Below are 13,704 nucleotides of genomic sequence, written 5' to 3'. Positions count from 1 at the left end.
GTAGGTTTTGACGCTCTTTGTATCTTATCATGTCATTAACATCAAAACAACGGGCTTTTTTAAATAGCCAAGCTCACAGTCTCAAACCAATCATTCAGATTGGCAAAAACGGTCTCAACGACCAGATTAAAACGAGTGTCCGTCAAGCTTTAGATGCTAGAGAATTGATTAAAGTAACTCTTCTGCAAAATACAGATGAGAACATCCATGAAGTAGCAGAAATTCTCGAAGAGGAAATCGGTGTGAATACTGTTCAAAAAATTGGTCGCACTTTAATTCTGTACAAGCAGTCTAGCAAAAAAGAAAACCGCAAAATTTCAGTAAAGGTAAAAGAAATTTAGAGGAAGCAGCCTATGGCAATTGAATTACTGACTCCTTTCACCAAGGTGAAGTTGGAACCAGAAGTAAAAGCAAAAAAAAGAAAGCAAGTTGGGATTTTAGGTGGAAATTTCAATCCAGTTCACAATGCTCATTTGGTCGTAGCTGATCAAGTTCGTCAGCAATTATGTTTAGATCAGGTCTTGCTGATGCCTGAGTATGAGCCACCACATGTTGATAAAAAATCAACGATTGATGAGAAGCACCGACTGAAAATGCTGGAGTTGGCAATTGAAGGCATTGAAGGTCTGGGAATTGAAACCATTGAACTTGAGAGAAAAGGCATTAGTTACACCTATGATACGATGAAGCTCTTGACAGAAAAGCATCCAGATACAGATTATTATTTCATTATCGGAGCGGACATGGTCGACTACCTTCCCAAATGGCATCGGATTGACGAATTGGTTGATTTGGTTCAATTTGTTGGTGTTCAACGCCCTAGGTATAAAGCAGGAACGTCCTATCCTGTTATTTGGGTAGATGTGCCGTTGATGGATATTTCTTCTAGCATGGTTCGGGACTTTCTGGCTCAAGGACGAACACCAAATTTTCTCTTACCTAAGCTAGTTTTAAACTATATCGAGAAAGAAGGTCTTTACAATAATGGGATATGAAAGTTACGTGGGAATTTCTCGTGAGCAACTTTTAGTCAAAATGCAGCAGCTTTTACCAGAGAAACGTTTTAAACATTGTCTGGGAGTGGAACAAGCAGCGATTAACTTGGCAGAGCGCTTCGGAGTAGATGTAGAAAAAGCTGGTTTGGCAGGTCTGCTCCATGATTATGCGAAAAAGCTCTCTGACGAAGAATTTCTGGCGCTGATTGATAAGTATGCTCTGAATCCAGCGTTGAAAGATTGGGGAAATAATGTCTGGCATGGCATGGTCGGCATTTATAAAATTCAGGAAGATTTAGGGTTGACAGATCCAGAAATTTTACGAGCTATTGAGATTCATACCGTAGGTTCTGCCCAAATGTCCGATTTAGATAAGGTGGTCTACGTAGCAGACTATATTGAGCCTAATCGGAACTTTCCAGGAGTGGAGCGGGCGCGTGAAATTGCTCACGTTTCGCTCAATCAAGCTGTGGCTTATGAAACGGCACATACAGTGGAACACTTGGCACACAAGGGCTTGCCTATCTTCCCACAAACTATTGAGACTTATAATGCGTATGTTGGCTTTATGAAAGATGATAAATGAAAACAGCTCTGTTAGTGATTGATATTCAAACAGCCTTGATAGAGGCTAAACCGTATGCTGTTGATAACTGCTTGTCTGTCTGGCAAAAAGCAATCGCCACTTGTCGTGAGAAAAACATTGAGGTGATTTACGTCCGCCACAATGACGACGAATTACTGACAGGAAGCCATGGCTGGGAAATTTACGGAGCTATTGCTCCAGAAGCTGACGAGAAAATCTTTGATAAGCATTATAATAGTGCTTTTAAAGAAACTCATTTACAGACTTATCTGGATAGCCAAGCTATTGAGCGGCTGATTATCATTGGCATGGCAACGAATTATTGCATTGATACGACTGTTAAGGTGGCGTTTGAATTTGGCTATAATTTGGCAGTTGTTAAAAATGGCACGACCACCTTTGCTGAAAGAGAAATTACAGCAGAACAATTAATGCAGCACTATGAAAACACTTGGGATGGACGTTTTGCCCAAGTGGCGGACTTAGAAGAAATTTTAAAAGAGGATTAAATGGATAAAAAAGAATTACTAGAATTGGTTGTCAAGGCAGCTGATGAAAAACGAGCAGAAGACATTACTGTGCTAGATTTGCAAGAATTGACGACGATGACAGACTATTTTGTCATTGCCAGCTCTATGAACAGCCGTCAACTAGAGGCTATTGCTGATAATATTCGTGAGAAAGTCACAGAAGCAGGGCAATCAGCTAGCCATGTAGAAGGAGACTCTGCTGGAGGCTGGGTGCTTTTGGATCTAGGCGAGGTGGTCGTGCATATCTTTTCTGAGGAAATGCGGAATCACTACAACCTTGAAAAACTCTGGCATGAAGCCGTTGGTGTGGATGTGACACCATTGCTTGAGAAACAAGCCTTGTAGATAAAAAACGATGAGGGTTGAGGACATTGTCCCAACCTCTTTCAATGAGAAGAAAGGAAGAGTACCTTTTTGGTACTTCTAGATAAGATGACAACTTATGAAACCTTCGCATCAGTCTATGATGCTATTATGGATGATAGTCTTTATGATAAATGGACCGATTTTTCGCTCCGCCATTTTCCAAAAAATAAGAAAAAGCTCTTAGAATTAGCTTGTGGAACAGGAATTCAATCCGTACGTTTTGCCAAAGCTGGCTTTGATGTGGCAGGACTTGATTTGAGTGACGAGATGCTTGAAATCGCTCGTAAACGTGCCAAAGAAGCAGGTGAAGCCATTGAATTCAAACAGGGCAACATGCTTGATTTATCGCAAGCTGGGAAATACGACTTGGTGACTTGTTACTCTGATTCAATTTGCTACATGGCCGATGAAGTTGAAGTCGGTGATGTCTTTCAGCAAGTTTACAACTGTTTGAACGAAGGCGGCGTTTTCATTTTTGATGTGCACTCAACTTACCAGACAGATACCGTCTTTCCTGGTTATTCTTACCATGAAAACGCTGATGAATTTGCCATGGTCTGGGATACATACGCCGATGAAGCACCCCATTCAGTCGTGCATGAATTGACCTTCTTCTTGCAAGACGAAGACGGGCGCTTCACACGTTACGACGAAGTCCACGAAGAACGCACTTATGAAATTCTAACCTATGATATTTTACTAGAACAAGCTGGATTTAAAACTGTTAAGGTCTATGCAGATTTTGAAGACCAAGCACCGAAAAAGGAAAGCAAACGTTGGTTTTTTGTGTGTGAGAAGTAGGGGAACTTAAGTGTGTTTGATTTTTAATGGGAAGTGGTGCAAAAATGAGCTGTTTTCAAAAAGGTAATATAAATAGTGATTTGGAATCTGAAATTATTAATCTGATTGAACTTCATCAAGAGGGAGAATATTGGGATTTTAAGCGTCAATGGTATGATTCTAGTAAAGTTGTTGATCTTTTACATGATATTATATGTATGGCAAATAATTTAGCTAATCATGACGCTTATATTATTATTGGTGTAGATGATGAAAATTTTTCTTTATATGATGTAGCTGCAGATCGAAACCGGAGGAATACTCAAAAAATTGTTGATTTTTTGAAGGATAAAAAATTTGCAGGAGATATTCGACCAATTGTAACTGTAAAACAAGTTTTAATAAAATCGTTTATTTTAGATGTGATAATAATTCATAATAGTAGACAAACACCATTCTATCTGAAAGAAAAATTCCAAAGTTTAAAAGCTAATCACATTTATACAAGAATCCAAGACAGTAATACTCCAAAAGATAAGTCTGCAGATATAGATAAGGTTGAATATTTATGGAAAAAAAGATTTGGTCTTGTTCAAACGCCAAATGAAAAATTTGAAATTTATTTAAAAGATTCAAAAAATTGGATGAATATTTCAGATAATACTATGGAAGTGTATTATAAAATTTTCCCAGAATATAGACTAATTTATGATTTTGATGAAAGTCGACATGGTTATGAATATTATCACTTTTTTCAATCAGATTCTACTCCTAGTTATTTAAAAATACAATTATATTATCATCAAACTTTACTAGCAGATTTTGTAGGTTTATCTTTAGATGGTGGAAGATATGATACTCCATGTCCAGAAACCGATGGTATAGCTTTCAATGCCATTAGGGGATGGGATGTTATGTTTAAATATATGGAAAAAGATTCATTAATTTTTAAGCTTAATGAATTCTTGTATTGTAAAGAATATACTGATGATGCAAGAATCTCTAGAAATAATTTTTTTGAAAGCATTTTGGTATTTAACTCAAAAGAAGAAAGATTAAATTTTAAGCGATTTGTTAAAAGAAATTGGAAAGAATGCAGAAAACATTACTCTAGTGAAATTCAAAGTATTGTTCCTACAGTTCCAAAATTAGGAAATGGCTATACTGATGGTGCATTTAAGCAGGAATGTGAGGACATATGTATACTTCAAAAAATGTTAAGTGAATATAGAAGAATAGATTATTAGTATAAATTTAGGAGCACTCCATGACTGTTACTGGTATTATTGCTGAATTTAATCCTTTTCATAATGGGCATAAGTATTTGCTGTCGCAGGCTGAGGGGGTCAAGATTGTTGCTATGTCGGGAAATTTTGTCCAACGTGGTGAGCCTGCGATTATGGATAAGTGGACTCGGACCCGAATGGCTCTGAGAAATGGTGCGGATTTGGTGGTTGAATTGCCATTTTTGGTGGCTGTTCAGTCAGCTGACTACTTCGCACAGGGTGCAGTAGATATTTTAGAGCGCCTTGGTGTGGATAAGTTAGCCTTTGGCACGGAAGAGGTCTTAGATTATCAACACTTTTCACAGATTTATGGAGACAATCAACAGAAAATGGTGAACTACGTACAAAGTTTGCCAGATGATTTGTCTTATCCACAGAAAACGCAGAGAATGTGGGAAAAGTTTGCTGGTGTAAAATTCACAGGCAATACACCCAATCACATTTTAGGACTTTCTTATGCCAAAGCTTGTGCTGGAAAGGCTATTGAGATTCTTCCAATCAAGCGTCAAGGAGCTGGCTATCATTCGCAAGAAGAAAATTTAAAATACGCCTCTGCTACGGCTCTTAGAGAGCGTCTTAATTGTCCAGATTTTTTGGAGAAATTTACCCCGACTCATGAACTGCTGATTCAGTCTCCCAAAGTGACCTGGTCAGCACTCTATCCTTTGCTGCGTTACCAGATCATCAGTCATCCCGATTTGACGAGTTTTTATCAGGTTAATCAAGAACTTGCGGTGCGCTTGCAGGAAGCAGTGAAAACCAGTTATAGCGTAGAGGAGTTGGTTGAACAAGTCGCAACTAAGCGATATACGAAAGCACGCATCAGACGTATTCTGACTTATATTTTGGTCAGTGTAAGAGATGAGCAACTACCTAGCGGGATTCATATCTTGGGCTTTACAAAAGCAGGACAAGAACATCTTAAAAAGATGAAAGGAAAAACAGAATTCATTAGTCGCATCGGTCAAGAACCATGGGATTCCTTAACCCAGCGAGCTGATTGTATTTATAGACTAGGGAATGCCCAGCTAGAAGAGCAGAATTTTGGAAGAATTCCGATAATAGTAGGTTGATGCAAAAATTATTTTATAGAGCTAGACATTGTCAATAATTTGCTAGTGAAATTCAACCTGACTTGTGATATAATAAGAAAGATTGAAAAAGTGAAAATCTAAAGGAGAATATCCAATGGGACGTAAATGGGCCAATATTGTGGCAAAAAAGACTGCCAAAGATGGTGCAAACTCAAAGGTTTATGCTAAATTTGGTGTTGAAATCTATGTAGCAGCTAAAAAAGGAGAGCCAGATCCAGAATCGAACTCAGCTTTGAAATTTGTTATTGAACGTGCGAAACAAGCGCAAGTGCCAAAGCATGTCATTGACAAAGCACTGGATAAGGCAAAAGGAAACACAGACGAAACCTTTACAGAGGGGCGTTATGAAGGGTTTGGGCCAAATGGTTCTATGCTCATCGTTGATACACTTACTTCAAATGTCAACCGTACTGCAGCAAATGTTCGCTCTGCCTTTGGTAAAAACGGTGGAAATATGGGAGCAAGTGGCTCAGTTTCTTATATGTTTGATAATAAAGGTGTGATTGTGTTTGCAGGAGACGATGCAGACAGTGTCTTTGAACAACTGTTAGAAGCAGATGTAGACGTAGATGATGTAGAAGCAGAAGATGGAAGCATTACAGTTTATACAGCACCAACAGACCTGCACAAGGCTTTGACGGCTCTCCGTGAATCTGGTGTAGAAGAATTCCAAGTTACCGAATTGGAAATGATTCCACAATCTGATGTGGTGTTATCAGGCGAAGATTTAGAAACATTTGAAAAATTGTATGCTGTTTTAGAAGACGATGAAGACGTACAAAAGATTTATACAAATGTAGAAGGATTTTAATAGTGAAGAAAGAGGTGGTGGGACAGAAGTAAATATTTTTAATTTTTACTTCTGTCCTACCACTGCAGGGTTGCTTAGATACTCTTCTGAGCTTAAAAAGCAAATGAAGAGTCCGACAGCTACTGCGTCAAGAGTTTTTTACTAATACAGATTGAGACTGAGATAATTTTGTCCCAGTCTCTTTTTTTGTTACTTACTAATCTCTCAGTGTTTTTTAAGAAATTTAGTTATAAGACCGTATGTATGTTGAGCTAGTATCTTCTTTACTTTGATAGAGTAGACATGGAGTTTGGTAGAAAAGGTGGCTAGCTAATAATATGTAGTTGAAGAGTGAGGTTGGTTTCCAAGACTGCTTGTTGTAGCTTAGTTTATTCTAAAAATTCAAATAAGGAGCGTAAAAAGCAGACAAACCAGTGATAAACTATAAGTTGAGAGAAGTAAACTATTGGTCGATTGAGTTTGTAAGAAAAGGCGCTACAATATAATTAGCAAATGGAGGGAGGAAAAATCTGATGAAAAAACAAACACTAGGTATGATGATTTCATCATTAAGGAAAGCAAAAGGGATGACACAATTAGAACTGGCTGAAAAGATAAGGGTCACTGATAAGGCTGTTTCAAAATGGGAAAGAGATTTATCCTATCCAGATATTAATACCATTCCTAAATTAGCAGACCTGTTTGATACATCGGTAGATGAGCTGATGCAAGGACAGACAGTGATGAAAGAAAACAAGAAAAATAGAAAATCTGATATTGTTGACACCGTGTTGAGAGGACTTGGAGTAGCCATGGGGATTGTTGTAGTGGTTTTATCTGCTTTAGGAAAAGTGGACACTAAGGCTGCACTGACAATGCTTGGACTTGGTTTAGCCAGCCTTTCTATCTCTTCACTAAAGGATAGAAACGAATGAGAATAATTGTTAAAGGCGTTGGTGAAATAACTATCGCCTTTTCTGGTAAGTTTTCATATTCAGGTCATCTAGAGATTTTACATGGGGTTATATTATAATGGTAATAAGATTCTCGCAAGCGTCTGGGAACAGGGAAAAAGAGGAAGGGGAAATGGACGCTTTTAAGCATATCAATCCTAAGTTTTTAGTATGGTAAAGAATTATTCGGGTGCACAATTTGTCAAAGACCTTGTAGCTAGATTATCGTGGCAATTATTGCCTTACCATTGTCAATTGCTTTAGCGATTGCTTCGAGGGTCAATCCAGAGCAAGATCTTTATACAGCTGTTGTAGTTGGTTTTTTCATTTCCTTTTTTAGGTGGGAGTCGTGTTCAGATTGGTGAGCCAACAGTCGCTTTGGTTGTTATCATTTATGGAATTATTGCGCAATACGGTCTGGCTGGTCTGACAGTGGCTACTTTCTTAGCTGGCCTTATGCTCATTGGCATAGGTTTGTTGCATTTTGATGATCTGATTAAATTTATTTCAAAGACCATCACTGTTGGATTTACCCTTGGAATTGCCGTTGGAATCATCGTTGGACAAATCAAGGACTTATTTTGTCTGAACAAGGTAAAAATGTCTTAATTCTTCGTATGCGCAGTGTGTCTGCAATGGATATTTCGGGGTTGGATGCTCTTGAAGAGATCCTTGGCAAATGTCAACGAACAACCTTACCATATCATGGAAAAAGCAAGCTTTATTGATAGAGTTGGTGCAGACAACTTTTGTGCTAATATTGATGTCGCTTTAACGCGCGCAGCTAGTTTAGAAAAGTAATTGAGTTTTCCACTATTCGTCAAATGTATCAATGTTTGGTAAAAATCGGATTTCGTTTAGCTCTACTTGATAAAGAAAATCTATCACTTTGATAAAAATCAAATAATAGTCAAGAAGGAAAATATTTGATATGATAAGACTTATCTTAATGAAAGAGGTTATTATAGGAATATGAAAAAAGTGTTGAAATATTCTTCTTTAGCAGCCCTTGGTTTTTTGACAATAGGAGCTTTAGCAGCGTGCTCCAATTCAAAATCAACGACTTCATCTGGAAAAACAGAAATTAAAGTCGCAACGAATGCTTCACCAAAACCATTTAACTATGAAGAAAATGGTAAACTAACAGGTTATGAAATCGAAGTAGTTCGTGCGATCTTCAAAGATTCTGACAAATACAAGGTAAAATTTGAAACAACAGAGTGGTCAGGTATTTTCGCAGGTCTGGATAGTGATCGCTACCAAATGGCAGTGAACAATATCAGCTATACAAAAGAACGTGCAGGTAAGTATTTGTATGCAGCTCCGACTGCTAAAAATCCAAATGTCTTAGTAGTGAAAAAATCTGATAAAACTATTCAATCATTGGATGATATTGGTGGTAAGACAACAGAAGTAGTGCAAGGGACAACGACTGCCGCACAATTAGAAAAATACAATCAAGCACATGCTAACAATCCAACGAAAATTAGCTATACAAAAGCGGATTTTCAACAAATTATGAACCATTTAAACGATGGAAAGTTTGATTATAAGATTTTTGATAAAATCGGTGTTGAAACAGTTATTAAAAATCAAAAACTGGACCACCTAAAAGTGATTGATTTACCAAGCAATCAACAACCTTATGTTTATCCGCTTTTAGCAAAAGGACAAGATGAGTTGAAAACATTTGTTAATAAGCGCATTCAAGAGTTGTATAAAGACGGAACTCTGGAAAAATTATCCCAAAAATTCTTTGGCGGTAGTTACTTGCCAGCGGAAGCAGATGTGAAATAAGAGAATGTAAAGCCAGCTAGTTTCAAAGTTTCAGCTGGTTTTCTTACACAAAACAGTTATAGTTTATAGCTATACCTTTTGTTATGAAATAACAATTTGTCAATCAGCTAAATATGTGCGATACTATTTTCATAAGATTTTTAAAGGAGACAGAAAATGAAATTGAAAAAATGGTTTGGAATAACGGTTCTAGCAGCTGCAGCAGTGATTGGCTTAGCAGCTTGTGGTTCAGGAAATAAAAGTGATAACGCCAAAACGGTTAAGATTGGTGTGATGACAAAGAGCGACTCAGAAGAAAAACGCTGGGACAAGATCCAAGAATTGTTGAAAAAAGACAATATTAAATTGGAATTTACAGAATTTACGGACTACTCGCAACCAAATAAAGCAGTTGCTGATGGTGCAGTGGATATCAATGCTTTCCAACATTACTATTTCTTGAACAATTGGAACAAGGAAAACAAGCAAGACTTAGTCGCAGCTGCTGAAACTTATATCTCACCCATTCGTCTCTACTCTGGTACCAAAAATGGAAAAAATAAATATACAAAAGTAGACCAAATTCCAAATGGTGCAGAAATTGCAGTTCCAAATGATGCGACAAATGAAAGTCGGGCGCTTAATTTATTACAATCTGCAGGATTGATTAAATTAGACAAGTCTGGAAATGAATTGGCAACTGTGGCAAATATCAAAGAAAATCCGAAAAAATTGAAAATTACAGAATTGGATGCTAGTCAAACAGCTCGCTCATTGACTTCAGTAGATGCAGCCGTTGTAAACAATACATTTGTAACAGAAGCAAAATTGGACTATAAAAACGCTTTGTTCATTGAACCAAAAGATAAAAATTCAAAACAATGGTTTAATATCATTGCAGCCAAAAAAGATTGGGAAAAATCTTCAAAAGCCGATGCCATTAAAAAAATCATCAAAGCTTACCATACAGATGAAGTGAAAAAAGTGGTTGAAGAAACATCAGATGGCTTAGACCAACCAGTTTGGTAATCTTGATTCTATTAGCTGTAGTTCAGTCTAAAAACTCAGTTGGTAATTCCAACTGAGTTTTGTCGCCATTTCTATGAGGAGAAAAGATGACATTTTCAAGTGAAGAAGAACAAATTAAAAGATTTGAAGAGGATATGGTGGCACAAGACTATATTGCCGTTTTACGGGCGTTGATTGCTAAAAAATCAATCTTCGCTCAACAAGTCGGTTTACAAGAAGTTGCTGCTTATCTGAAAGAAATTTTTACAAAAGCTGGTGCAGAGGTGGAATTAGATGAAAGCTATACAGCGCCATTTGTGATAGCAACATTTAAAAGTCAGAATCCAACAGCTAAGACAATTATTTTTTACAACCATTATGATACAGTTCCGGCAGATAGTGATCAAATTTGGACAGATGATCCGTTCACTCTATCTATTCGGGATGGTAGTATGTATGGTCGTGGAGTCGATGATGATAAAGGGCATATTATCGCACGTTTGACGGCTGTTCAAAAGTATTTACAAAAGCATAAGAGTTTGCCTGTCAATGTCATTTTTATGATGGAAGGAGCAGAAGAGTCTGCTTCGGTTGATTTAGAGAAATATCTAGAGAAACACAAATCTCTTCTACATGGAGCAGACCTGTTGGTTTGGGAGCAAGGAATTAAAAATTCTTTAGGTCAACTTGAAATTTCTGGCGGAAACAAAGGAATTGTGACCTTTGATATGAAGGTCCAAAGTGCGGAAGTGGATATTCATTCTAGCTTTGGTGGTGTGATTGATTCAGCTTCTTGGTACTTGTTGAACGCCCTTGCTAGCTTGAGAGGTAAGGATGGACGTATTCAGGTAGAAGAACTTTATGATCAAGTAATCGCACCTAATCAACGAGAGTTAGCTTTAGTAGAAAAATACGCTCAACGCAGTCCAGAAGAAGTACAAGCTATTTATGGTTTGGAATTACCTTTATTACAAGAGGAGAAAAAAGCTTTTTTAAATCGAATTTTCTTTGAACCATCTTTGAATATTGAAGGAATTACTTCTGGTTACCAAGGTCAAGGAGTGAAGACGATTCTTCCGTCAGAGGCTTCAGCAAAAGCAGAAGTTCGCTTAGTGCCAGGACTGGAACCACATGGAGTATTAGAACTGATTCGCAAACAACTCGACAAAAATGGTTTCGATAAGGTAGAATTAGTTTATACTTTGGGAGAAATGAGCTATCGTAGTGATATGAGTGCGTCGCCGATTTTAAATGTCATTAAACTGGCTAAGAAATTCTATCAAAAAGGAGTTTCTGTCTTACCAACTACAGCAGGTACAGGACCGATGCATACAGTATTTGAAGCTCTTGAAGTGCCGATGGTTGCTTTTGGACTTGGTAATGCAAATAGTCGTGACCATGGTGGTGATGAGAATGTACGCATTTCAGATTATTACACCCATATTGAATTAGTAGAGGAGCTGATTGTAAGTTATGAGTAAAGAAATGATTCAATTAGAGCATATTGACGTAACTTTTCAACAAAAGAAACGTCAGATTCAAGCAGTTAAAGATGTGACACTTCATATTCAAGAAGGAGATATTTATGGAATTGTTGGCTATTCTGGAGCTGGGAAATCAACCTTGGTGCGTGTCATTAACCTACTGCAAGTTCCAACGAGTGGGAAAATTATTGTAGATGATGATGTTCTTTTTGACAATAAAGTAACTTTGACAGCAGAACAGTTGCGTCGCAAACGTCAAGACATCGGCATGATTTTTCAACATTTTAATCTGATGAGTCAACTGACGGCAGAAGAAAATGTCGCTTTTGCGCTGAAACATTCTGGTTTGTCAAAAGAAGAAAAGAGAGAAAAAGTACGTACTCTGTTGGAGTTGGTAGGCTTAGCCGATCGTGCTGAAAATTATCCTTCTCAGCTTTCTGGAGGGCAAAAACAGCGGGTTGCAATCGCGCGTGCCTTGGCAAATGACCCCAAAATCTTGATTTCTGATGAATCAACCTCTGCCTTAGATCCAAAAACAACTAAACAAATTTTAGCTCTTTTACAAGATTTAAATCAAAAGCTAGGATTAACAATTGTTTTAATCACCCATGAAATGCAAATTGTTAAAGACATTGCCAACCGTGTCGCAGTTATGCAGGACGGTCAATTGATTGAAGAAGGTTCTGTCTTGGATATTTTCTCTAATCCTCAGCAAGACTTAACCAAAGACTTCATCTCGACTGCAACAGGAATTGATGAAGCTATGGGCAAGATTGAGCAACAAGAAATTGTCAAACATTTGGCGAAAAATAGTCTCTTGGCGCAAATGAAGTACGCAGGAACCTCTACAGATGAACCTTTGCTGAATGAAATTTACAAACATCATCAAGTTACTGCCAATATACTTTATGGGAACATTGAAATTTTAGGTGGAACGCCTGTTGGAGAACTGGTCGTTGTTTTATCTGGTGAAAAGGAAAATCTAGCAGCTGCTAAAACAGCCATTCGTGAAGCTGGTGTTCAATTGACAGTATTGAAGGGAGAAGCATAGATGGAAAATTTTATTCAAACATACTTGCCGAATGTTTATCGAATGGGTTGGAGCGGTCAAGCTGGCTGGGGAACAGCTATTCACTTGACATTGTATATGACAGTCATTTCTTTTATTATCGGCGGATTGTTAGGCTTAATTGCAGGGCTTTTTCTTGTTTTGACTGCTCCAGGAGGTGTCTTGGAAAATAAAATAGCTTTTTGGATTTTAGACAAAATCACATCTATCTTCCGTGCTATCCCATTTATTATTTTGTTAGCTGTTCTTTCACCTTTTTCACACTTAATTGTAGGAACTAGCATTGGACCAAATGCAGCTATCGTACCTCTTTCTTTTGCAGTATTTGCTTTCTTTGCTCGCCAAGTTCAAGTTGTACTCGCTGAGTTAGACGGCGGTGTTATCGAGGCCGCCCAAGCTAGTGGAGCAACTTTTGGTGATCTTGTCGGTGTTTATCTGCGAGAAGGTTTGCCAGATTTGATTCGTGTGACAACAGTCACTCTTATTTCTCTTGTTGGTGAGACTGCAATGGCTGGTGCAGTCGGTGCTGGAGGAATCGGGAATGTTGCGATTGCTTATGGCTTCAATCGCTATAATAACGATGTAACGATTTTAGCAACAGTTATTATCATTGTACTTATCTTTGCCATTCAGTTTGCTGGTGATTTTTTGACTAGAAAATTAAGCCATAAATAGGATAGCTGAGATGATTGTTAGAGATAAACAATAAATATATAGAAAAATAATATAAAAGTTCTATGATAATAGGTCATAGAATTTTTATTTTATACATATTTTCTCTTTCGTATGACCAGTACAAGTATTTAGCAGTTTACAGGAGATAAGAAAGAGGAGGAAGGAAAAATTGAAAGAAAAAGTTTAAGAAAAGTAAAAAAAGATGAAAAAAGGTATTGACAAGAAGAGAAGGAGATGATATACTAAGATAGTTGTCGCTTGAGGGGCGACAAAGACCTTTGAAAACTGAACAAGACGAACCAATGTGCAGGC

Annotated in this window: 16 protein-coding genes and 1 pseudogene; all 17 read left to right on the top strand. The window is 37.5% G+C overall.

The features are described 5' to 3' along the window. The first annotated feature begins 29 nt into the window (after positions 1 to 29). The 17 genes and pseudogenes from yhbY to IYQ23_RS04745 all read left to right on the top strand — a co-directional run bounded on the left by yhbY (position 30) and on the right by IYQ23_RS04745 (position 13,392). The gene (gene yhbY / locus IYQ23_RS04820; protein ID WP_003031018.1) at positions 30 to 341 is read left to right on the top strand and encodes a ribosome assembly RNA-binding protein YhbY; all 312 of its coding nucleotides are present in this window, start codon (positions 30 to 32) and stop codon (positions 339 to 341) included. A 12-nt stretch (positions 342 to 353) separates the two neighbouring features. Further along, entirely contained in the window at positions 354 to 995 is a 642-nt protein-coding gene (locus IYQ23_RS04815) for a nicotinate-nucleotide adenylyltransferase (protein WP_195674259.1), read from the top strand. Next, entirely contained in the window at positions 985 to 1,581 is a 597-nt protein-coding gene (gene yqeK, locus IYQ23_RS04810) for a bis(5'-nucleosyl)-tetraphosphatase (symmetrical) YqeK (protein ID WP_195674258.1), read from the top strand. The genes IYQ23_RS04815 and yqeK overlap by 11 nt, the downstream gene beginning before the upstream one ends. Continuing rightward, complete coding sequence (locus tag IYQ23_RS04805; RefSeq protein ID WP_195674257.1) at positions 1,578 to 2,090, top strand: cysteine hydrolase family protein; 513 nt, start codon at positions 1,578 to 1,580, stop codon at positions 2,088 to 2,090. Before yqeK ends, IYQ23_RS04805 begins: the two co-directional genes overlap by 4 nt. Continuing rightward, positions 2,091 to 2,456, top strand: a complete 366-nt coding sequence (rsfS, locus tag IYQ23_RS04800; protein WP_195674256.1) for a ribosome silencing factor — start codon at positions 2,091 to 2,093, stop codon at positions 2,454 to 2,456. 87 nt (positions 2,457 to 2,543) lie between these two features. Then, positions 2,544 to 3,278 (top strand): class I SAM-dependent DNA methyltransferase, encoded by a 735-nt coding sequence (locus tag IYQ23_RS04795; RefSeq protein ID WP_195674349.1) that lies wholly within the window; start codon positions 2,544 to 2,546, stop codon positions 3,276 to 3,278. Between the two features lie 26 nt (positions 3,279 to 3,304). Then, the gene (locus IYQ23_RS04790; protein ID WP_195674255.1) at positions 3,305 to 4,504 is read left to right on the top strand and encodes an ATP-binding protein; all 1,200 of its coding nucleotides are present in this window, start codon (positions 3,305 to 3,307) and stop codon (positions 4,502 to 4,504) included. 20 nt (positions 4,505 to 4,524) lie between these two features. Further along, complete coding sequence (locus IYQ23_RS04785) at positions 4,525 to 5,616, top strand: nucleotidyltransferase (RefSeq protein ID WP_195674254.1); 1,092 nt, start codon at positions 4,525 to 4,527, stop codon at positions 5,614 to 5,616. 115 nt (positions 5,617 to 5,731) lie between these two features. Beyond that, positions 5,732 to 6,448 carry a YebC/PmpR family DNA-binding transcriptional regulator gene (locus tag IYQ23_RS04780; protein ID WP_003039425.1) on the top strand — a complete coding sequence of 239 codons (717 nt, stop codon included), beginning with the start codon at positions 5,732 to 5,734 and terminating at the stop codon, positions 6,446 to 6,448. Between the two features lie 512 nt (positions 6,449 to 6,960). Continuing rightward, complete coding sequence (locus tag IYQ23_RS04775; RefSeq protein WP_195674253.1) at positions 6,961 to 7,362, top strand: helix-turn-helix domain-containing protein; 402 nt, start codon at positions 6,961 to 6,963, stop codon at positions 7,360 to 7,362. 151 nt (positions 7,363 to 7,513) lie between these two features. After that, positions 7,514 to 7,971: pseudogene (locus tag IYQ23_RS09695) on the top strand (SulP family inorganic anion transporter); the annotation flags it as partial. Positions 7,972 to 7,997: 26 nt separating this feature from the next. After that, on the top strand, positions 7,998 to 8,108 hold the full coding sequence (locus IYQ23_RS09720) for a hypothetical protein (protein WP_368404839.1): 111 nt from the start codon (positions 7,998 to 8,000) through the stop codon (positions 8,106 to 8,108). A 244-nt stretch (positions 8,109 to 8,352) separates the two neighbouring features. Further along, complete coding sequence (locus tag IYQ23_RS04765) at positions 8,353 to 9,177, top strand: amino acid ABC transporter substrate-binding protein (protein ID WP_003026087.1); 825 nt, start codon at positions 8,353 to 8,355, stop codon at positions 9,175 to 9,177. Between the two features lie 156 nt (positions 9,178 to 9,333). Continuing rightward, positions 9,334 to 10,185 (top strand): MetQ/NlpA family ABC transporter substrate-binding protein, encoded by an 852-nt coding sequence (locus tag IYQ23_RS04760; protein WP_003026085.1) that lies wholly within the window; start codon positions 9,334 to 9,336, stop codon positions 10,183 to 10,185. A gap of 86 nt (positions 10,186 to 10,271) precedes the next feature. Next, positions 10,272 to 11,645: a M20/M25/M40 family metallo-hydrolase gene (locus IYQ23_RS04755; protein ID WP_195674252.1), complete on the top strand. Its 1,374-nt coding sequence runs from the start codon at positions 10,272 to 10,274 to the stop codon at positions 11,643 to 11,645. Further along, positions 11,638 to 12,699, top strand: coding sequence for a methionine ABC transporter ATP-binding protein (locus tag IYQ23_RS04750; RefSeq protein WP_195674251.1), 1,062 nt, complete (start codon positions 11,638 to 11,640; stop codon positions 12,697 to 12,699). Before IYQ23_RS04755 ends, IYQ23_RS04750 begins: the two co-directional genes overlap by 8 nt. Then, on the top strand, positions 12,700 to 13,392 hold the full coding sequence (locus IYQ23_RS04745; RefSeq protein ID WP_174720780.1) for a methionine ABC transporter permease: 693 nt from the start codon (positions 12,700 to 12,702) through the stop codon (positions 13,390 to 13,392). The last annotated feature ends 312 nt before the right edge of the window (positions 13,393 to 13,704 follow it).

It is taken from the genome of Streptococcus sp. HF-100 (genome assembly GCF_015594635.1).
Taxonomy (GTDB): Bacteria; Bacillota; Bacilli; order Lactobacillales; family Streptococcaceae; genus Streptococcus; species Streptococcus vaginalis.
This window is presented reverse-complemented; position numbering and strand designations above follow the sequence as displayed.

What these genes read in the sequence shown, in the direction of transcription:
- yhbY (WP_003031018.1), top strand. Translation starts at nt 30, where the DNA reads ATGTCATTAACATCAAAACAACGGGCTTTTTTAAATAGCCAAGCTCAC.
- IYQ23_RS04815 (WP_195674259.1), top strand. Translation starts at nt 354, where the DNA reads ATGGCAATTGAATTACTGACTCCTTTCACCAAGGTGAAGTTGGAACCA.
- yqeK (WP_195674258.1), top strand. Translation starts at nt 985, where the DNA reads ATGGGATATGAAAGTTACGTGGGAATTTCTCGTGAGCAACTTTTAGTC.
- IYQ23_RS04805 (WP_195674257.1), top strand. Translation starts at nt 1,578, where the DNA reads ATGAAAACAGCTCTGTTAGTGATTGATATTCAAACAGCCTTGATAGAG.
- rsfS (WP_195674256.1), top strand. Translation starts at nt 2,091, where the DNA reads ATGGATAAAAAAGAATTACTAGAATTGGTTGTCAAGGCAGCTGATGAA.
- IYQ23_RS04795 (WP_195674349.1), top strand. Translation starts at nt 2,544, where the DNA reads ATGACAACTTATGAAACCTTCGCATCAGTCTATGATGCTATTATGGAT.
- IYQ23_RS04790 (WP_195674255.1), top strand. Translation starts at nt 3,305, where the DNA reads ATGGGAAGTGGTGCAAAAATGAGCTGTTTTCAAAAAGGTAATATAAAT.
- IYQ23_RS04785 (WP_195674254.1), top strand. Translation starts at nt 4,525, where the DNA reads ATGACTGTTACTGGTATTATTGCTGAATTTAATCCTTTTCATAATGGG.
- IYQ23_RS04780 (WP_003039425.1), top strand. Translation starts at nt 5,732, where the DNA reads ATGGGACGTAAATGGGCCAATATTGTGGCAAAAAAGACTGCCAAAGAT.
- IYQ23_RS04775 (WP_195674253.1), top strand. Translation starts at nt 6,961, where the DNA reads ATGAAAAAACAAACACTAGGTATGATGATTTCATCATTAAGGAAAGCA.
- IYQ23_RS09720 (WP_368404839.1), top strand. Translation starts at nt 7,998, where the DNA reads ATGCGCAGTGTGTCTGCAATGGATATTTCGGGGTTGGATGCTCTTGAA.
- IYQ23_RS04765 (WP_003026087.1), top strand. Translation starts at nt 8,353, where the DNA reads ATGAAAAAAGTGTTGAAATATTCTTCTTTAGCAGCCCTTGGTTTTTTG.
- IYQ23_RS04760 (WP_003026085.1), top strand. Translation starts at nt 9,334, where the DNA reads ATGAAATTGAAAAAATGGTTTGGAATAACGGTTCTAGCAGCTGCAGCA.
- IYQ23_RS04755 (WP_195674252.1), top strand. Translation starts at nt 10,272, where the DNA reads ATGACATTTTCAAGTGAAGAAGAACAAATTAAAAGATTTGAAGAGGAT.
- IYQ23_RS04750 (WP_195674251.1), top strand. Translation starts at nt 11,638, where the DNA reads ATGAGTAAAGAAATGATTCAATTAGAGCATATTGACGTAACTTTTCAA.
- IYQ23_RS04745 (WP_174720780.1), top strand. Translation starts at nt 12,700, where the DNA reads ATGGAAAATTTTATTCAAACATACTTGCCGAATGTTTATCGAATGGGT.